Genomic DNA, 18,388 nt, shown 5'->3' with positions numbered 1-18,388 from the left:
TGACCGGCGCAAGTCCGTAATCGTGCCTATGCTTGGTCCTTCGCGCACGTCTGCAACGCACCCGCGACGAATCTGGTATGGGCCTTGCTGCGCCCGACTCACGACGGTTCTTTCATTGGATGGAGGGCTGCACATGCGAGAGAAATCCAGCGCGGGCCGGCTACCGGCTCCCGCCGAGTTCATGAATGCACAGAGCGCCATGGTCGGTCTGCGCGGCAAGGACATGTTGTCCACGCTGCGCCAACTGGCCCTGCAGGGCATGCGTCGACCGCTGTATAACGCCCGTCACCTGGCGGCGTTCGGCAAGCAGATGGGTCGGGTGCTGCTGGGCGACTCGCCGCTGCAAGCCAACCCGCAGGACGCACGCTTCCAGGACCCCTCCTGGCGCCTCAACCCGTTGTATCGACGCACCCTGCAAGCCTACCTGGCCTGGCAGCAGCAATTGCTCGCCTGGGTCGACGAAAGCGACCTGGACAACGACGACCGCACCCGCGCGCGCTTCCTGCTGTCACTGTTCGTCGATGCCATGGCGCCGTCCAACAGCCTGATCAATCCGCTGGCGGTGAAGGAACTGTTCAATACCGGCGGGCAGAGCCTGCTCAAGGGCACCCGCCACCTGCTCGAAGACCTGCTGCACAACGGCGGCATGCCCAGCCAGGTGAACAAGGAGGCCTTCGAGGTCGGCCGCAACCTGGCCACCACCCCGGGCGCGGTGATCTACCGCAGCGAAGTCCTCGAACTCATCCAGTACAAGCCGCTCGGCGAACACCTCTATGCCAAGCCACTGCTGATCGTCCCGCCTCAGATCAACAAGTTCTACATCTTCGACCTGAGCCCGGAGAAGAGCTTCGTCCAGTACGCCCTGAAGAACAATCTGCAGGTGTTCGTGGTCAGTTGGCGCAACCCGGACGCGCGGCATCGCGAATGGGGCCTGTCGACCTACGTGAAAGCCCTCGACGAGGCCATCGAGGTCTGCCGCGCGGTCAGCGGCAGCCGCAGCGTCAACCTGATGGGCGCCTGCTCCGGCGGCCTGACCATTGCCGCCCTGCTAGGCCATCTGCAGGCACGCCGGCAGTTGCGCAAGGTGAGCAGCGCCACCTACCTGGTCAGCCTGCTGGACAGCCAGGTGGAAACCCCGGCGGCGCTGTTCGCCGACGAGCAGACACTGGAAAGCAGCAAGCGTCGCTCCTACCAGCACGGCGTGCTGGATGGCCGCGACATGGCCAAGGTGTTCGCCTGGATGCGGCCGAACGACCTGATCTGGAACTACTGGGTCAACAACTACCTGCTCGGCAAGCAGCCGCCCGCCTTCGACATCCTCTACTGGAACAACGACAACACCCGGCTGCCGGCGGCGCTGCACGGTGACTTCCTCGACTTCTTCAAGCACAACCCACTGGCCCGTCCCGGCGCCATGGAGGTCTGCGGCACCCCCGTCGACCTGAAGAAGGTGACGGTGGACAACTTCCACGTCGCGGGCATCACCGACCACATCACGCCCTGGGACGCGGTCTATCGCTCGGCCATGCTGCTCGGTGGCGAAAGCCGCTTCGTGCTCTCCAACAGCGGGCATATCCAGAGCATCCTCAACCCGCCGGGCAACCCCAAGGCCTGCTATTTCGAGAACGGCAAGCTCAGCTCCGACCCGCGCGCCTGGTACTACGACACCCAACGCCACGAAGGCAGTTGGTGGCCGATGTGGCTGCAATGGATTCAGCAGCGCGCCGGCGAGCGGCGCCCGGTCAGCTTCGAACTGGGCAACGCCACCTACCCGGCCAAGGAAGCCGCGCCGGGTACCTATGTACATGAACGCTGAGAGCGGCCCGTTGGCCGCCGCGACACGTCAGCGCCGAATCCGCGCCAGCGCCAGCCTGCTCCTACAAAACCAGGCTGGCGGCGGCTCGGCCGCGCCGTTATCGTCGAAACCCCGGAGGCCAGAACAAGCACACGGATGAAAACCCGCGACCGCATCCTCGAATGTGCCCTGCTGCTGTTCAATGAACAGGGCGAGCCCAATGTCTCCACCCTGGAGATCGCCACCGAACTGGGCATCAGCCCGGGCAACCTGTACTACCACTTCCACGGCAAGGAGCCGCTGGTACTGGCGCTGTTCGAGCGCTTCGAGGGCGATCTGCAGCCGCTGCTCGACCCACCTGCCGATGCGCGCCTGGGCGCCGAAGACTACTGGCTGTTCCTGCACCTGATCGTCGAGCGCCTGGCGCATTACCGCTTCCTCTTCCAGGACCTGTCCAACCTGGCCGGCCGCCTGCCGAAACTGGCGCGCGGCATCCGCAACTGGCTCAAGGCGCTGAAGCGCACCCTGGCGGCCCTGCTCGCCCGCCTCAAGGCCGAAGGAGAGCTGACCAGCGATACCGAATCCCTCGGCCAACTGGTCGAGCAGATCACCCTGACCCTGCTGTTCTCCCTGGACTACCAACGCATCCTCGGCCACGCCGGCGAAGTCCGCCTGGTGGTCTATCAGGTGATGATGCTGGTCGCGCCGCACCTGCGCGGGGAGTCGCGCGTCACCGCCGAGCATCTGGCCCAGCGCTATCTGACGTCGACCTGAGGGCGGGAATGAAAACGCCCGGCACATGGCCGGGCGTCGGGTACAGCGTGGCGTGTCAGGCCTGGGTCGGCGTGCTCGCCGGGGTTGCCGGAGCGGCAGCCGGGGTAGCCGCCAGCGGAGTGGCCGGCGCCGCGGCCGGGGTAGCGGGCGCTGCCGGCTTGGCCGCGGCCTTGGGCGCAGCGGCTCTCTTCACCGCCGGCTTCTTCGCTGCAGCAGGTTTGGCGGCAGGCGCTTTCGCCGCCGGCTTGGCTGCTACGGGTTTGGCTGCGGGTTTGGCTGCGGGTTTGGCGGCTGCCTTGGCTGCCGGCTTCGCGGCGGGCTTGGCGGCTGCCGGTTTGGCCGCGGCGGTCTTGGCAGCCGCCGGTTTGGCGACGCCGGGTTTGGCTGCGGGCTTGGCGGCCGCTACCTTGGCTGCCGGTTTAGCGGCAGGCTTCGCGGCAGCCTTGGCCGCTGGCTTGACGCTCTTGACGCTGACGCCGGTGAGCTTCTCGATCTGCTTGGTCAGGGTTTCGACCTTGCTGTGCAGCTCCTTGACCTCATTGCGGCTCGGCACGCCGAGTCGGGAGATCGCGCTGTTCAGGCGCTTGTCGAAGGCCTCTTCCAGCTCGCCCCATTTGCCCAGCGCCTTGTCCTTGACCTCATCGACCTTGGACTTGGCCGAGCGGGCGGTGGACTTGACCACGCCGACGGACTTGTCGACCTCGCTCTTGGCGAGCTTCTCGGCCTTCTCGCCATCCTTGACCAGCGTCTCGAACAGCTTGCTGCCGTCCTTGCTGACCTTCGAGTAGGCCCCCAAGCCAGCCAGCCAGATCTGCCGCGAGTATTTCTCGATCTCGCCGACCCAGCTGGATTCCTTTTTATCGGTAGTTTTTTTGCCAGCCATCCCACTCTCCTTATTGAGTTTTCGCCACACGTTCGAGCACAGCGCTCAGCTGATCAAGCTTAGCAGAGAGCGCTTCGACGTCGTGCCGCGAGGGGATTCCGATACGATTGAGGGTGGTCGCCACGCGACTGTCGAAAGCCTTCTCGACCTTGTCCAGTTGTACCTCGACCTTGCCCTTGACGCTGGAGACGCCGCTCTTGACGCTGTCGTTGGCCGACTCGACCTGCGAGGTGACCAGCTTGCGGCCCTTCTTCTCAACGCCTTCGCCGGCCTTAACCAGCTCTTTGAAATAGACGCTGCCTTCCTGCCCGACCTTGGCGTAGGCACCCAGCCCGGCCAGCCAGATCTGCCGGGCGTAGTGCTTGACGTCGGTGATCAGGGAAAACTCGTTCTCGACTTTCTTCTTCGTGGCGACCTTGGCCATGGCATGCACCTCACACTGTGCTCGGATTCGAGAGAGGCCCGCGCTGCTGCGGGCTAAGTGCAAGGTATCGGGGAAAATTAGAAAACACATACCAGGCCGGGCGGCCGTGGCCGTGGCTCAGGCCAGCGCCTTGTCCAGCGCGCGTTCGATCTCGCCCTTGAGCAGACCGCCCATGGCCGAGAGCAGCATGCCGAGTTTCACTTCCACCGCCACGCGGTCGTCGCTGACCTCGATCCGGCCATCCACGCCACTGCGCTTGAAGGCCAGGACATCGCCCTGCCAGGCGTAGCTCACGCCATGCTCGCTGGCCAGCTTCTCGGCCAGCTTCTGCGCCTTGGCGCGGGCCGCCTCGCGGCCGAGTGAATGGGAACGTTCGACGTGGATACAGGACATGGACGCCTCCGGAAATGACAGATGCGCGGATGATACGCGGCACGACAACGCGCCGCACCCCGCGCCGACACCGAGCGGGGCAGCACTTTCCGCGCATCCTGTTAGAATGGCCGCCACTTACTTCCAGGGTAGAAACGCCATGAGCGAGCCGCGCAAACCCGGAGCGGGCCAAGGCCCCGCCGAACCCACTACGCACTTCGGCTACAAGAGCGTGCCGGAGAGCGAAAAGGCCGGAAAGGTCGCCGAGGTCTTCCACTCGGTCGCCGCCAAGTACGACCTGATGAACGACCTGATGTCCGCAGGCATCCACCGCCTGTGGAAACGCTTCACCATCGAGCTGTCCGGCGTACGCAGCGGCAACCGCGTGCTGGACATCGCTGGCGGCACCGGCGACCTGACCCGCCAGTTCTCGCGCCTGGTCGGCCCGACCGGCGAAGTGGTGCTCGCCGACATCAACGCCTCGATGCTCAAGGTCGGCCGCGACAAGCTGCTCGACAGCGGCGTTTCCGGCAACGTGCGCTTCGTCCAGGCCGACGCCGAGAAGCTGCCCTTCCCGGACAACCATTTCGACTGCGTGACCATCGCCTTCGGCCTGCGCAACGTCACCCACAAGGATGCCGCCATCCGCTCCATGCTGCGGGTGCTCAAGCCCGGTGGCCGCCTGCTGGTGCTGGAATTCTCCAAGCCGACCAGCAGCCTGCTGTCCAAGGCCTACGACGCCTATTCCTTCACCCTGCTGCCGCTGATGGGCAAGCTGGTCACCAACGACTCGGAAAGCTACCGCTACCTGGCGGAGTCGATCCGCATGCACCCGGACCAGGAAACGCTGAAGTCGATGATGGTCGAAGCCGGTTTCGATCGCGTCACCTACCACAACATGACCGGCGGCGTGGTCGCCCTGCACCGCGGCATCAAGCCATAGATGGCGCTCATCACCCAGGCGCTGCTGGCCAGCGCCGAAGCCGGCGTGAACCGCGTGCTGCGCCTCGATGGCGTGGCCCTGCTGCGGCTCGCCCGGCTCGCCGGACGGGTGCTGGAAGTGGACTGCCAGGCGCCGCCGCTGCGCCTGTTCATCCTTCCCGATGCGGATGGCCTGCACCTGGCCGCGCACCATGAAGCGACCGTCGACTGCACCCTGCGCGCCCCCGCCGGCAGCCTGCTGCAACTGGCCCTGGCGCGCGACAAGACCCGCGTGCTGCACAGTCCCGAGGTCGAGATGGGCGGCGACAGCGCCTTGCTGCTGGAACTCGCCGACATCCTCCAGAGCCTCGAACTGGACTGGGAATACGAGCTGCAACGCTGGCTCGGTCCGCTCGCCACGCACCTGCTCGGCAGCCGCCTGCGCGGCGCGGCGAGCTGGACCGGCGACAGCCTGGAAAGCCTGCGCCTGAGCCTGGCCGACTACCTCGCCGAAGAGAGCCGCAGCCTGGTCGGCCGCCATGAAGCGGAAGCCCGCTTCGGCGAACTGGACCAGTTGAAGATCGCCCTCGACCGCCTCGACGCGCGCCTGACGCGCCTCGCCAAGAAGCTGAATCCCGACGCATGAAGCTGCTCGCCTTCCGCCGCCTGCTGCGCATCCAGAGTGTGGTGATCCGCTACCGCCTCGACGACCTCATTCTCGAATTGCCGATGCTGCCCTGGTGGCTGCGCCTGCTCGGCGGCATGCTGCCCTGGCGCTGGCTGCCGCGGCGCACGCTCGACCTCAGCCGTGGCGAGCGCATTCGCCTGGCGCTGGAGGGGCTGGGGCCGATCTTCATCAAATTCGGGCAGATTCTCTCGACCCGCCGCGACCTGCTTCCCGACGACATCGCCAACGAACTCGCACGCCTGCAGGACAAAGTCCCGCCCTTCCCGCCGGAAGCCTCGGTGGCGCTGATCGAAGAGCAACTGGGCGCGAAGATCGAGCAGGTCTTCGCCCGCTTCGAGCGCGAACCGCTGGCCTCGGCCTCGGTGGCCCAGGTCCACGCCGCGCAGTTGAAGAGCGGCGAGGAAGTGGTGGTCAAGGTCATCCGCCCCAATCTCAAGCCGGTGATCCGCGCCGACATCGCCTGGCTGTTCATCCTCGCCCGCCTGGCCGAACGCATCTCCAGCGACGCCCGGCGCCTGCACCCGGTGGAAGTGGTCAGCGACTACGAGAAGACCATCTACGACGAGCTCGACCTGCTCCGTGAAGCCGCCAACTCGTCGCAGCTGCGGCGCAATTTCGAGGGTTCGCCGCTGCTTTACGTGCCCCAGGTTTACTGGGACTGGTGCCGCCCCAAGGTGCTGGTGATGGAGCGCATCTACGGCATTCCGGTGACCGACCTGGAAACCCTGCGCGACCAGCGTACCGACTTCAAGGCACTGGCCGAGCGCGGCGTGGAGATCTTCTTCACCCAGGTGTTCCGCGACAGCTTCTTCCACGCCGACATGCACCCCGGCAACATCTTCGTCAGCACCCGCACGCCCTGGAGCCCGCAATACATCGCGGTGGACTGCGGCATCGTCGGCAGCCTCACCGACGAGGACCAGGACTACCTGGCGCGCAACCTGATCGCCTTCTTCAAGCGCGACTACCGCAAGGTCGCCCAGCTGCACATCGACTCCGGCTGGGTTCCCGCGGAAACCAAGGTCAACGACTTCGAAGCGGCGATCCGCACCGTCTGCGAGCCGATCTTCGAGAAACCGCTCAAGGACATCTCCTTCGGCCAGGTGCTGCTGCGTCTGTTCCAGACCGCACGGCGCTTCAACATGGAAGTGCAGCCGCAACTGGTGCTGCTGCAGAAAACCCTGCTGAACATCGAGGGCCTGGGGCGCCAGCTCTACCCCGAACTGGACCTGTGGACCACCGCGCAACCCTTCCTCGAACGCTGGATGCGCGAGCGCGTCAGCCCCGGCCAGCTGCTGCGCAATTTCCAGCAGCACGTCGAGCAGGTGCCGCACCTCGCGCAGATGACCCGCGACACCCTGGAGCGCCTGTCCCAGGCGCCGCTGGAAAAACCCGCGGCGGCGCCGGCGGGAGACCGCGCCGGGCGCATCGTCGGCGCCCTGCTGATCGCCGCCGCGGTGCAGACCGGCCTGACCACCCACGGCGCGGACGCCTGGCCGGCCTGGGCGATGCTGGCCGGTGGTCTATATCTGATTCTGCGCCGATAGCCAGTAGCCGCTGTGGCTGGCACACTTACCCGTTACCGAGATCGCTCCGCGCGACCCAAGAGCCTGCAGTACGGAATCGACAATGAAAGACTGGCTGGACGAAATCCACTGGAACGCCGATGGCCTGGTCCCGGCGATCGCCCAGGACTACCGCAGCGGCCGCGTGCTGATGATGGCCTGGATGAACCGCGAGTCCCTGGCTCTCACCGTCGCCGAGAACCGCGCCATCTACTGGTCGCGCTCGCGCGGCAAGCTGTGGCGCAAGGGCGAGGAATCCGGGCACGTCCAGAAGCTCCATGAACTGCGCCTGGACTGCGACGCCGACGTCATCATCCTGATGGTCGAGCAACTCGGCGGCATCGCCTGCCACACCGGCCGCGAAAGCTGCTTCTACCGCGTCTACGAGAATGGCGGCTGGAAGACCGTGGACGCGGTGCTGAAGAACCCCGACGCCATCTACAGCCATGGACACTCCCATGAGTAACGACACCCTCGCGCGCCTGGCCGAAGTGCTCGAATCGCGCAAGAACGCCGCGCCGGAAAGCTCCTATGTAGCCAGCCTGTACCACAAGGGCCTGAACAAGATTCTGGAGAAAGTCGGCGAGGAATCGGTGGAAACCATCCTTGCCGCCAAGGATGCCGCAGTCAGCGGTGACTGCTCGGACCTGATCTACGAAACCGCCGACCTCTGGTTCCACTCGCTGGTCATGCTCGCCGCCCTCGGCCAGCATCCGCAGGCGGTACTGGACGAACTGGAGCGCCGCTTCGGCCTGTCCGGCCATGACGAGAAGGCGGCCCGTCAGCCGTCGGCTTGAAGAGCATTTTCCTAGGAGAAGAAGCATGGGCATTTTTGACTGGAAACACTGGGTAGTGATCCTCATCGTCGTGGTCCTGGTGTTCGGCACCAAACGCCTGAAGACGCTGGGTTCGGACGTCGGCGAAGCGGTCAAGGGCTTCCGCAAGGCGATGAACACCGAGGAAGAGGAAAAGCCGCAGCAGGCGACCCCGCCGCTGAACCAGGGGCACACCATCGACGCCCAGGCGACCAAGGTCGAAGAACCGGCACGCAAGGACTGATGGGATAAACCGCCATGTTCGGTATCAGCTTCAGCGAACTGCTGCTGGTCGGCCTGGTCGCCCTGCTCGTGCTCGGTCCCGAGCGCCTGCCGGGAGCCGCGCGCACCGCGGGCCTGTGGATCGGCCGGCTGAAACGCAGTTTCAATGCGATCAAACAGGAAGTGGAGCGCGAACTGGGCGCCGACGAAATCCGCCGGCAGCTGCACAACGAGCACATCCTGCAGATGGAGCGCGATGCGCAGAAGCTGATGGAACCGCTGACCGGCAAGCCCGCGTCGCCACCGACCATCGCCACGCCCGGCAGCGATGCGCCGCCGCCACCGGCCGCGAGCAGCACCGACGCCCCGGCAGCGCCCACCGCCCCGCAGACGCCTGCACCGTCCGAGACGCCGCGTAACCCATGAGCGACGAAAAGCCCGACCAGCCCGAGAACGACCAGGAGATGCCCCTGGTCTCGCACCTGACCGAACTGCGGACACGCCTGCTGCGCTGCATCGCGGCGATCTTCGTGATCTTCATCGGCCTGCTGTACTTCTCGCAGAAGATCTACACCTTCGCCTCCGCGCCGTTGCGCCGCTTCCTCCCGGAAGGCGCGACCATGATCGCCATCGACCCGGCCTCGGCCTTCCTCGCGCCGCTGAAGCTGACCATGATCGTGGCCGTCCTGCTGGCCATGCCGATCATCCTCGCCCAGGTCTGGGGCTTCATCGCGCCGGGCCTGTACAAGCACGAGAAGCGCGTGGCGCTGCCGCTGCTGGCATCGAGCATCGTGCTGTTCTACGCCGGCATGGCGTTCGCCTACTTCCTGGTGTTCCCGTTGATGTTCCACTTCTTCCTCGGCCAGGCCCCGGAAGGGGTGACGCCGATGACCGACATCAACAGTTACCTGGACTTCCTCACGCTGCTGTTCGCCTTCGGCCTGGCCTTCGAGATTCCGGTGGCCACCGTGCTGCTGGTATGGATCGGCGTGGTCGATGTCGCCTACCTGAAGAAGATCCGTCCGTACGTGATCATCGGCTGCTTCGTGGTCGGCATGCTCCTCACCCCGCCCGATCCCATGTCGCAGACCCTGCTCGCCGTGCCCATGTGGCTGCTGTTCGAGAGTGGCGTGCTGTTCAGCCACCTGATCCGCAAGCGCAAGGACGAAGACGTCGAGTCCAACGAAGGTAACGGCGACCAGCCGCCAGCGACACGCCCGTGAACCTGCTGCTGCTCGACGACGCCGACTTCGTCGCGGCGGATCGCGTGATTCTGCGCGACCGCCGCCTCACCCATTTGCACGACGTACACCGTGCCGAAAATGGCGACAGCCTACGCGTCGGCCGCCTCGGCGGCCTGATGGGCGAAGGGCGGTTGCTGCGCCTGGAGCGCGAGGTGGCGGAAATCCAGGTCCGCTTCGACCAGCCGCCGCCGGCCAAGCTGCCGCTGACCCTGCTGCTGGCCCTGCCTCGGCCGAAAATGCTCCGCCGTGTCTTGCAGACCGTGGCGGCGATGGGCGTGCCACGCTTGGTCCTGCTGAACAGCTACCGCGTAGAAAAAAGCTTCTGGCAGACCCCTTTCCTCGAACCGGCGGCGATCCACGAGCAACTGATCCTTGGCCTGGAGCAGGCACGCGATACGCTGCTGCCGGAGGTGATCATCGAGAAGCGCTTCAAGCCCTTCGTCGAGGATCGCCTGCCCGCCATGGCCGCCGGCAGTCTCGGCCTGATCGGTCATCCCGGCCCCTGGCCGGAGTGCCCACGCGCGGTGCAACAGGCCGTGACCCTGGCCATCGGCCCGGAAGGCGGCTGGATACCCTACGAGATCGACAAACTGCGCGAAGCCGGCCTGGCTCCCGTGCAACTTGGCGAACGTATCCTGCGCGTCGAAACGGCAGTCACCGCGCTTCTGGCACGCTTGTTCTGACTCTATCGTGACCATTGGTCGCGACCCGAACCATTAGTCAGAAAACCCCTAAAGAAATTTCAGATAGCCGTCGCCTCGCCGATAGACAGATACCGGCTGCCTCCGGCTGCGCACCCCGCGCCAGCCGCGCGCGCCCACGACCCACTGGAGCTCCGTTTTCATGTCTCGCTGGTTTGGCAATCTCGGTGTGAATCTGAAACTCGCCTGCGGCTTTGGCCTGGTCCTGATCCTGACGCTGCTCATCGCGGTCACCGGCTGGATCAACCTGAACAGCCTGATCTCGCGTGCCGACAAGCTCAGCGACATTTCCAGCCTGGTGGCCCAGACCAAGGATCTGCGCACGGCGCGCCTGAAGTATCAGGCAACCCGCGACCCGGCCGACGCCAAACTGGTGGAAACCACCCTCGCCCAGTTGGAGCAACAGCAACAGCAAATCGCCCAGGCACTCAGCGATGCCGATGACCTGCGCAAGGTCGAGGAGCAACGCGGCCTGACCAGCCAGTACCGCACCCTGTTCGGCAGCCTGACCAAGTCCTTCGATAGCCGTGAGGGCGCCCGCAAGACGCTGGTGCGCAAGGCCGCCGTGGTCGCCCAGGGGCTGGAGCTGGTCGAGCAGAGCCTGGTCGACTCCGGCTCGGCCGAGGCGCTCAAGACACTCCAGGGGGTCGTCGAACTGGGCCGCCAGATCATGGCCGCGCGCTTCCAGGTGCTGGCCTATACCTCCACCGACGACCCCGCGCTGGAACAGAAGGCTGTGAGCGCCCTGGAGCAAGCGACCCAGGCCGTGCAAAACCAGCTCCCGAGCGCCTCCGCCGAACAGCGCCCGAACTACCAGGCCGCGGTTGACGCCCTGCAGGATTACCACCGCGCCCTCGACCGCTATCGCGAGGAGGTCAACAGCAGCCTGACCGTTCGCGATCGCATGCGCGATAGCGGCCTGCAGATCGAAAAACTCAGCGCCGAACTGAGCAGCCTCCAGACCGCCAAACGCGACGCCGACGCCGCCCGCGCGAAGAACTTCCTCGCCCTGGCCACCGCGCTGGCCCTGATCCTCGGCGTGCTCGCCGCCTGGCTCATCACCCGCCAGATCGTGCAGCCGCTGCGTGACGTCCTGGGCGCCGCCGAGCGCATCGCCAGTGGCGACCTGAGCCATGAGCTGCGGGTCGATCGCAAGGACGAACTGGGCCAACTGCAACTCAGCATGCAACGCATGAACCAGAGCCTGCGCGAACTGATCGGACGCATTCAGGATGGCGTCACCCAGATCGCCAGCGCCGCCGAAGAGCTTTCCGCCGTCACCGAGCAGACCAGTGCCGGGGTCAACAGCCAGAAGGTCGAAACCGATCAGGTCGCCACGGCGATGAACGAGATGGCGGCCACCGTCCAGGAAGTCGCGCGCAATGCCGAGGACGCCTCCCGCGCCGCCAGCGCCGCCGACCAGGAGGCCAGCGCCGGCGCCAGCGTGGTCAACGAAGCGGTGGGGCAGATGGATCGCCTGGCCAGCGAGGTCGGCCGTTCCAACGAAGCGGTGCAGCAACTCAAGCGCGAGAGCGAGAAGATCGGCAGCGTGCTCGATGTGATCAAGGCAGTCGCCGAACAGACCAACCTGCTGGCGCTCAACGCCGCCATCGAAGCCGCCCGCGCCGGCGAAGCGGGACGCGGCTTCGCCGTGGTCGCCGACGAAGTGCGCGCGCTGGCGCAGCGTACCCAGAGTTCCACCGCGGAAATCGAAGAGTTGATCGCCGGCCTGCAGACCGGCACGCAACAGGCGGTGCAGCGCATGGAGAACAGCCGCGCGCTCACCGACAACACCCTGGAATTGACCCGCCGCGCCGGCGAGCGGCTGGACGCCATCACCAGTACCGTTTCCGGCATCCAGGCCATGAACCAGCAGATCGCCGCCGCCTCCGAGCAGCAAAGCGCGGTGGCCGAGGAGATCAACCGCAGCGTGATGAACGTACGCGATATCTCCGAGCAGACCTCCGCCGCCAGCGAGGAAACCGCCGCCTCGAGCATCGAACTGGCGCGCCTGGGCACCGAGCTGCAAAACCAGGTCAGCCGCTTCCGCCTCTGAAGGCAAAACCCTGCGCCTTCTGGGCGCAGGGCGCCCCGCGGCATGAATGACTGAAGGAATATTCAACAGACATTGAAGGATATTTCCGTTTAAACAGGAGACCTCTCCAGCCCCCAGCGACCCTGACCGACACCCAAGCTAGCGGCCCACGCATCCTTCGTCAGACGAACGCGATGCCGGCCCCCAGCCCTCTCTCAGGAGCGTCGCCATGTTTCGATGGTTCACTAACCTCAGCATCACCCTGAAGCTCGCCGGCGGTTTCGGCGTAGTCCTGTCGTTGACCCTTCTCGCCGCCGCCACCGGTTGGTACAACCTGAGCGGCGTCATCCTGCGCTCGGATCGCCTCAGCCAGATCGCCAACCTGGTCGCCTACACCAAAGACATGCGCACCAACCGGCTGCGCTACCAGATCAGCCTGTCCGCCGAGGACGCCGACGCCTTGGCCAACAGCTTGGGCGCCCTGAAAGAGACCCTGAACGCCCTCAGCGATGAATTCCGCGACACCAAGGATCTCGAGGTCGCCACCCGGCAGCGCCGCGCGGTGGATGACTACCAGGCCCGCCTGGAAGAGCTGAAGAAGGCGTACACACAGGTCAGTGCCGCCCGCAGGACCCTGCAACGCGAGGAGGAGGACGCCAGCCAGAGCCTGGGCAAAGTGCTGGAAATGGCCACCGCCGCCCAGGATTTCGCCGACCTGCAACGTGTCGCCACGCTCAATCAGCAACTGCTGCACACCCGCCTCAAGGTGCTGTTCTACACCGCCGACGGCACCGTTAACGGAGAAGAAGAAGCCATCCGCAACGTCGCCGATACCATTCAGGCCGTGCAGAACCAGGCGAAGCTGGCCAGCCCGGCACAGGTGCAAAGCTACCGACAGGCCATCGAACGCCTGCAGCAGTACCAGGGCGCGCTGTTGCAATTCCGCGATGAGCTCAATCGCAGCATCCAGGTACGCGAGCAGATGAGAAATCTCGGCAGCGATATCGAGGAACTCAGCGTCACCCTCAGCCAGAACCAGGCACGCAAGCGCGACGCCCAGGAAAGCAGCGCGCGCACGCTGCTGGCCCTGAGCACGGCGCTGGCATTGGCGCTGGGAGCCCTGGCTGCCCTGCTCATCACCCGCCAGATCGTCCTGCCGCTGCGCCAACTCCTGGGAATCGCCGAACGTATCGCCGATGGCGACCTCAGCCAGGAACTCCAGGTCGAGCGGCGCGACGAACTCGGCCAGTTGCAGGCCAGCATGCAGCGCATGAACCTGAGCCTGCGCCAACTGATCGGGCGCATCCACGACGGCGTGACCCAGATTGCCAGCGCCGCCGAGCAATTGTCCGCGGTGACCGGCGAGACCAGCGCCGGGGTGCATGAGCAACGCGCCGAGACCGACCAGGTGGCCACCGCGATGAACGAGATGACCGCCACCGTGCAGGAGGTTGCACGCAACGCCGAGGAAGCCTCGCAGGCAGCCAACACCGCCGACCGCGAGGCCTTCGGCGGCGCCGAGGCGGTCCGCGAGGCCGTGGGCCAGATGGATCGGCTGGCCGACGAGGTGAACGGCTCCAACGATGCGGTACAGGCGCTCAAGCGCGAGAGCGAGAAGATCGGCAGCGTGCTCGACGTGATCAAGGCGGTGGCCGAACAGACCAACCTGTTGGCGCTCAACGCCGCCATCGAAGCGGCCCGCGCCGGCGAAGCGGGACGCGGCTTCGCCGTGGTCGCCGACGAGGTGCGGGCCTTGGCCCAACGCACCCAGCAGTCCACCGAAGAGATCGCCGACCTGATCGTCAGCCTGCAGGCCGGTACCCAGCAGGCAGTGAAGAAGATGGAGAACAGCCGCACGCTGACCGAGCACACCGTGGAGCTGGCGCGCCGGGCGGGCGAGCGACTGGACGCCATCACCCACAGCACCTCGACCATCCAGGCGATGAACCAGCAGATCGCCACCGCCGCGGAAGAACAATGCGCGGTCGCCGAAGAGATCAACCGCAGCGTCATCAATGTGCGCAACATCTCCGACCAGACCGCGGCCGCCAGCGAACAGACCGCCGCCTCCAGCAGCGAACTGGCGCGGCTGGGCACCGAGCTGCAGGTGCAGGTCAGCCGCTTCCGCCTGTGAGCCGAGCGCCGGCCCGCCAGTGGGGCGGGCCGTCTCTCGCACAAGCACCCATGAAATTTCTGAAGAAATTGCTGAAGTTCTTCGCTGGGGCGCCGATACCCGAGGACGCACAGAGATGCGTCCAGATAAAACTCCTCGCCTGAACATAAGAGTCGTGGCACCACGTCTCGCTTGATTTCACCGCTCACGGGACTGTCGATCCCGTGGCGTACGCCTGCCTGGAGTATTCGACATGTACGATTGGCTCGTCCTTCAGCTCGGCCGCTTGAACGTCAGTCTCAAGCTTGCCGTGGGCTTCGGCATCTCCCTGCTGCTTACCTTGCTGGTCCTGCTCACGGGCATCGGCAGCCTCGACGAGCAGCACGCCCATGGCGCCCAGCTCGCCGCCATCAGCCACCTCGATGACGCAGCCAAACAGGCGGAACTCGCCCGCCTGCGCTTCCAGTTGCAGCAAGACCCCGGCAACGCGGCGCGCCTGGAGGCGCAGCTGAGCGCGCTACGCGCTGAGGCGGACAAACTGCCTCGGCAGGACCTCGATGCGCAGCGCCTCGACACCCTCATCCAGTCCATCGCCAGCTACCAGCAGGCCGCGGGCGAGTTGAATCGCGCGGGAAGCAACGCCACGGCCGAGGCAGATCGCAACCTGAACGCACGCGGCGAAGCGCTGTTCGGCGCCATCGACGAACTCTATGCCGATACCCAGCGCCTGAGTGACGCCAGCGTCGGCCAGGCGAAGTGGCGCCAGGCGCTGATCACCCTGTTCGCCCTGGCCTTCGGCGCCCTGTCGGTGTGGGCCATCAACCGGCAGATCGTGCGCCCGCTGCACGAAGCCCTGCAGATGGCCGAGAACATCGCCCGAGGCGACCTGTCGCGCGGCCTGAGCGGCGACCTGCACCTGCAACGCCGCGACGAGCTGGGACAACTGCAGCGCGCCATGCTGCGTATGCGCGACAGCCTGGGCGAGCTGCTGGGGCATATCGGAGGTAGCGTCGGCCAACTGACGAGCGCCGCCGACCAGCTATCCGCCGTCACCGAGCAGACCCGCGCCGGCGTCAACAGCCAGCGCGTCGAGACCGAGCAGGTGGCCAGCGCCATTCAGCAGATGGCCGCCACCGTGCAGGAAGTCGCGCGCAATGCCGAGCAGGCCTCCGGCGCCGCACGCCAGGCCGACCAGCAGGCCCGCGAGGGCGAACAGGTGGTTGGCCAGGCGATCCAGCAGATCGACCGCCTGGCCGCCGAGGTGGAGCGCTCCGCGGGCGCCATGGCGCGCCTGCGCGGCGACAGCGAGAAGATCGGCAGCGTGCTCGACGTGATCAAGTCGGTCGCCGAGCAGACCAACCTGCTCGCCCTCAATGCGGCTATCGAGGCGGCGCGCGCCGGCGAAGCCGGACGCGGATTCGCCGTGGTCGCCGACGAGGTTCGCGCGCTGGCCAAGCGCACCCAGCAATCCACCGAGGAAATCGAAAGCCTGATCGCCGCCCTGCGCCAGGGCACCCAGGATGCGGCCCAGCGCATGGACGATAGCCGCCGCCTGACCGGCGACTCGGTGGAGTTGACGCGCCGCGCCGGCGACGCCCTGGCCACCATCGCCCGGACCGTGGCGGATATCCAGGGGATGAACCTGCAGATCGCATCCGCCGCCGAGGAGCAGAGCAGCGTCGCCGAGGAGATCAGCCGCAGCGTCGGCCAGGTGCGCGAAATCGCCGAGCAATCGGCCGCCGCCAGCGAGCAGACCGCCAGCTCCAGCAGCGAACTGGCGCGCCTGGGCAGCACCCTGCACGGGCAGATCGGGCGCTTCCGCCTGTAACGCAGAAGAGCCGGACAGAAGCACGGCGCATGGTCTAGGATCAGACACTCGCCCCATCGGAGAGTGACCATGCGCCCGCTGACCATCGACCTCGACGAGCTGGCCTTCGCCCTCGATACCAGTGGCGTCGAGCACTACCTGGATCTCGGCAGCGGCCAGGTGCTGCTGATCCCCGAGGACGACGCCGATCCCGACCTGCTCGCCCTGCTCGACGAACCCGAACGGCTGCTACCGATCGAACCGCTGAGCAGCCGCGAATCCATCGAGCTCATGCGCGACTTCCTCCGCGAAGTCGACGAACCGCACGCCTACTCGGCCCTGGCCAACGCCCTGGAAGGACGCAAGCCGTTCAAGGCCTTCAAGCATGTCCTCATGGGCTACCCGGAGCTGCTCCAGGCCTGGTACGCCTACCAGGCCGAACGCCTGCGCGAATGCGCCCTGGACTGGCTCGCGGACCACGATATCCGTCCGGCGGGCCAAGCCCTGGCGCGGCACTGAGCGGCGCATGCCCGGCCATGAAAAACGCCGCCCGAGGGGCGGCGTTTTTCATCCATGGCGACCTCAGCCTTTCGGCTTCGGCATGGACTGGCCTTGCGCGGTGCTGTCCTGCCAGCCGCCGCCGAGCGCCTTGTATAGATTCACCTCGCTGGTGAGCTGGTTCAGGCGGTCGGTGATCAACTGCTGCTGGGAGGCGAACAGCGAGCGCTGGGCGACGAGCAGGTTCAGGTAGTTATCCACACCGGCGCGGTAGCGCTTGTCCGCCAGACGGAAGTACTCCGCGTTGGCGTTGACCAGCGCCTGCTGCGCGTTCAGTTGGTCGCTGTAGGTACCTCGCGCGGCGAGACCATCGGCGACTTCCGAGAAGGCGGTCTGGATGGCCTTCTCGTACTGGGCGACGTAGATGTTCTTCTGCACCTTGGCCAAGTCGAGGCTGGCCTGCAGGCTGCCAGCGTTGAAGATCGGCAGGCTGATCGAGGGCTTGAACAGCCAGGTGCCGGAACCTCCGTCGAACAGACCGGACAGGTCCGGGCTCAGGCTTCCCGCATTGGCGGTCAGGCTGATGCTCGGGAAGAAGGCCGCGCGCGCCGCGCCGATATTGGCGTTGGCGCCCTTCAACTGATGCTCGGCCGCGAGGATGTCCGGGCGGCGCTGCAGCAGGTCGGATGGCAGGCCCGCTGGCAACGGCGCGAGCAGGTTGTCGTCGAGGCTCAGGCCCTGCGGCAGGTTCGCCGGTATGCCCGCGCCCAGCAACAGCACCAGGGCATTCTGATCCTGCGCCACCAGGCGCGTGTACTGCGCCAGGCTGGCCTTGGCGCTTTCCACGGTGGTCGCCGCCTGGCTCAGGTCCAGCGCACTGGCCACGCCGACCTCATTGCTGCGCTTGGTGAGGTCGTAGCTCTTCTGGTAGGTCGCCAGGGTGTCACGGGTCAGTTGCAGCTGCGCCTGGTCGGCGCGCAACGTCAGATAGGCGTTGGCGACGTTGGCCACCAGCGCGGTCTGCGTGCTGCGGCGAGCCTCTTCGCTGGCCATGTATTGCTCCAGCGCCTGGTCACGCAGGCTGCGCAACCGGCCGAACAGATCCACTTCCCAGGACGTCACGCCAAGGCTGGCGCCGTACTGGCTGCTGATCATTTCCTTGCCGGTGCTGGAAACCCGCGCCGGCAAGCGCTGGCGGGAGCCCGCCACATCGGCGCTGACCGCCGGGTAGAGCGCGGCCCGCTGGATGCGGTACTGCGCCTGGTAGGCCTCGATGTTCAACGCGGCGACACGCAGGTCGCGGTTGTTCTCCAGGGCCACGCCAATCAGGCTGCGCAGTTGCGGGTCGCTGAAGAACGACTGCCAGCTCAGGTCGGCGGGCTGGCTGTCGGCGCCCTGAGCGGCGGCGTAGGCCGGCCCCTGCGGGTAGGCCGCCGCGACGGGCGCTTCGGGGCGCTTGTAGTCGGGAATCAGCGAGCAACCGGAGAGTGCCGCGGCCGCCAGCGCGAGGGAGAGGACGGACTTTCTCATA

At 66.2% G+C, this 18,388-nt stretch carries 18 protein-coding genes and 3 pseudogenes; 17 read left to right on the top strand and 4 right to left on the bottom strand.

The features are described from left to right. The first annotated feature begins 133 nt into the window (after positions 1-133). Together phaC and BLQ74_RS17695 are read left to right on the top strand one after the other, a co-directional pair. Entirely contained in the window at positions 134-1,816 is a 1,683-nt protein-coding gene (phaC, locus tag BLQ74_RS17700) for a class II poly(R)-hydroxyalkanoic acid synthase (protein WP_090264560.1), read from the top strand. Positions 1,817-1,951: 135 nt separating this feature from the next. Further along, positions 1,952-2,569, top strand: coding sequence for a TetR/AcrR family transcriptional regulator (locus BLQ74_RS17695; protein WP_090264558.1), 618 nt, complete (start codon positions 1,952-1,954; stop codon positions 2,567-2,569). A gap of 55 nt (positions 2,570-2,624) precedes the next feature. Here BLQ74_RS17695 and BLQ74_RS17690 read toward each other — a convergent pair whose 3' ends face one another. The 3 genes from BLQ74_RS17690 to BLQ74_RS17680 form a co-directional block, all read right to left on the bottom strand. After that, entirely contained in the window at positions 2,625-3,452 is an 828-nt protein-coding gene (locus BLQ74_RS17690; protein WP_090264556.1) for a phasin family protein, read from the bottom strand. A gap of 10 nt (positions 3,453-3,462) precedes the next feature. After that, positions 3,463-3,876: a phasin family protein gene (locus BLQ74_RS17685; RefSeq protein ID WP_090264554.1), complete on the bottom strand. Its 414-nt coding sequence runs from the start codon at positions 3,874-3,876 to the stop codon at positions 3,463-3,465. Between the two features lie 117 nt (positions 3,877-3,993). Beyond that, positions 3,994-4,269: a polyhydroxyalkanoic acid system family protein gene (locus BLQ74_RS17680; RefSeq protein WP_090264552.1), complete on the bottom strand. Its 276-nt coding sequence runs from the start codon at positions 4,267-4,269 to the stop codon at positions 3,994-3,996. Between the two features lie 139 nt (positions 4,270-4,408). Here BLQ74_RS17680 and ubiE point away from each other — a divergent pair, with 139 nt between their 5' ends. From ubiE to BLQ74_RS17615, 15 genes and pseudogenes are all read left to right on the top strand, one after another. After that, complete coding sequence (gene ubiE / locus BLQ74_RS17675) at positions 4,409-5,191, top strand: bifunctional demethylmenaquinone methyltransferase/2-methoxy-6-polyprenyl-1,4-benzoquinol methylase UbiE (protein WP_090264550.1); 783 nt, start codon at positions 4,409-4,411, stop codon at positions 5,189-5,191. Then, complete coding sequence (locus tag BLQ74_RS17670; protein ID WP_090264548.1) at positions 5,192-5,815, top strand: ubiquinone biosynthesis accessory factor UbiJ; 624 nt, start codon at positions 5,192-5,194, stop codon at positions 5,813-5,815. It abuts the gene before it with no gap. Beyond that, a complete protein-coding gene (gene ubiB / locus BLQ74_RS17665) occupies positions 5,812-7,404 on the top strand; it encodes a ubiquinone biosynthesis regulatory protein kinase UbiB (protein ID WP_090264546.1) in 1,593 nt (530 codons plus the stop codon). The genes BLQ74_RS17670 and ubiB overlap by 4 nt, the downstream gene beginning before the upstream one ends. Before the next feature lie 82 nt (positions 7,405-7,486). Further along, positions 7,487-7,888, top strand: coding sequence for a phosphoribosyl-AMP cyclohydrolase (hisI, locus tag BLQ74_RS17660; RefSeq protein ID WP_090264544.1), 402 nt, complete (start codon positions 7,487-7,489; stop codon positions 7,886-7,888). Continuing rightward, entirely contained in the window at positions 7,881-8,219 is a 339-nt protein-coding gene (locus BLQ74_RS17655; protein WP_090264542.1) for a phosphoribosyl-ATP diphosphatase, read from the top strand. The genes hisI and BLQ74_RS17655 overlap by 8 nt, the downstream gene beginning before the upstream one ends. 25 nt (positions 8,220-8,244) lie before the next feature. After that, positions 8,245-8,481: a twin-arginine translocase TatA/TatE family subunit gene (locus BLQ74_RS17650; RefSeq protein WP_090264540.1), complete on the top strand. Its 237-nt coding sequence runs from the start codon at positions 8,245-8,247 to the stop codon at positions 8,479-8,481. Between the two features lie 14 nt (positions 8,482-8,495). After that, entirely contained in the window at positions 8,496-8,885 is a 390-nt protein-coding gene (gene tatB, locus BLQ74_RS17645) for a Sec-independent protein translocase protein TatB (protein WP_090264538.1), read from the top strand. Further along, the gene (gene tatC / locus BLQ74_RS17640) at positions 8,882-9,682 is read left to right on the top strand and encodes a twin-arginine translocase subunit TatC (protein WP_090264536.1); all 801 of its coding nucleotides are present in this window, start codon (positions 8,882-8,884) and stop codon (positions 9,680-9,682) included. Before tatB ends, tatC begins: the two co-directional genes overlap by 4 nt. After that, positions 9,679-10,386 carry a 16S rRNA (uracil(1498)-N(3))-methyltransferase gene (locus tag BLQ74_RS17635; RefSeq protein WP_090264533.1) on the top strand — a complete coding sequence of 236 codons (708 nt, stop codon included), beginning with the start codon at positions 9,679-9,681 and terminating at the stop codon, positions 10,384-10,386. Before tatC ends, BLQ74_RS17635 begins: the two co-directional genes overlap by 4 nt. Positions 10,387-10,546: 160 nt before the next feature. After that, positions 10,547-11,602, top strand: a pseudogene (locus tag BLQ74_RS28175) (methyl-accepting chemotaxis protein); the annotation flags it as partial. Next, complete coding sequence (locus tag BLQ74_RS28170) at positions 11,588-12,460, top strand: methyl-accepting chemotaxis protein (protein WP_374441894.1); 873 nt, start codon at positions 11,588-11,590, stop codon at positions 12,458-12,460. The pseudogene BLQ74_RS28175 and the gene BLQ74_RS28170, both read left to right, overlap by 15 nt. Before the next feature lie 208 nt (positions 12,461-12,668). Continuing rightward, a pseudogene (locus tag BLQ74_RS28165) lies at positions 12,669-13,700 on the top strand (methyl-accepting chemotaxis protein); the annotation flags it as partial. Beyond that, on the top strand, positions 13,701-14,573 hold the full coding sequence (locus BLQ74_RS28160; protein WP_374441891.1) for a methyl-accepting chemotaxis protein: 873 nt from the start codon (positions 13,701-13,703) through the stop codon (positions 14,571-14,573). A 652-nt stretch (positions 14,574-15,225) separates the two neighbouring features. Beyond that, positions 15,226-16,380: pseudogene (locus BLQ74_RS17620) on the top strand (methyl-accepting chemotaxis protein); the annotation flags it as partial. Between the two features lie 69 nt (positions 16,381-16,449). Then, entirely contained in the window at positions 16,450-16,878 is a 429-nt protein-coding gene (locus BLQ74_RS17615) for a UPF0158 family protein (RefSeq protein ID WP_090264525.1), read from the top strand. A gap of 63 nt (positions 16,879-16,941) precedes the next feature. Here BLQ74_RS17615 and adeC read toward each other — a convergent pair whose 3' ends face one another. Continuing rightward, positions 16,942-18,387 carry an AdeC/AdeK/OprM family multidrug efflux complex outer membrane factor gene (gene adeC, locus BLQ74_RS17610; protein ID WP_090264523.1) on the bottom strand — a complete coding sequence of 482 codons (1,446 nt, stop codon included), beginning with the start codon at positions 18,385-18,387 and terminating at the stop codon, positions 16,942-16,944. Between the last annotated feature and the right edge of the window lies 1 nt (position 18,388).

Origin of the sequence: Pseudomonas panipatensis (assembly GCF_900099785.1) — a bacterium.
GTDB lineage: Bacteria > Pseudomonadota > Gammaproteobacteria > Pseudomonadales > Pseudomonadaceae > Pseudomonas > Pseudomonas panipatensis.
The sequence above is the reverse complement of the archived record's forward strand: the minus strand, read 5'-3'. Positions and strand labels throughout refer to the sequence as shown.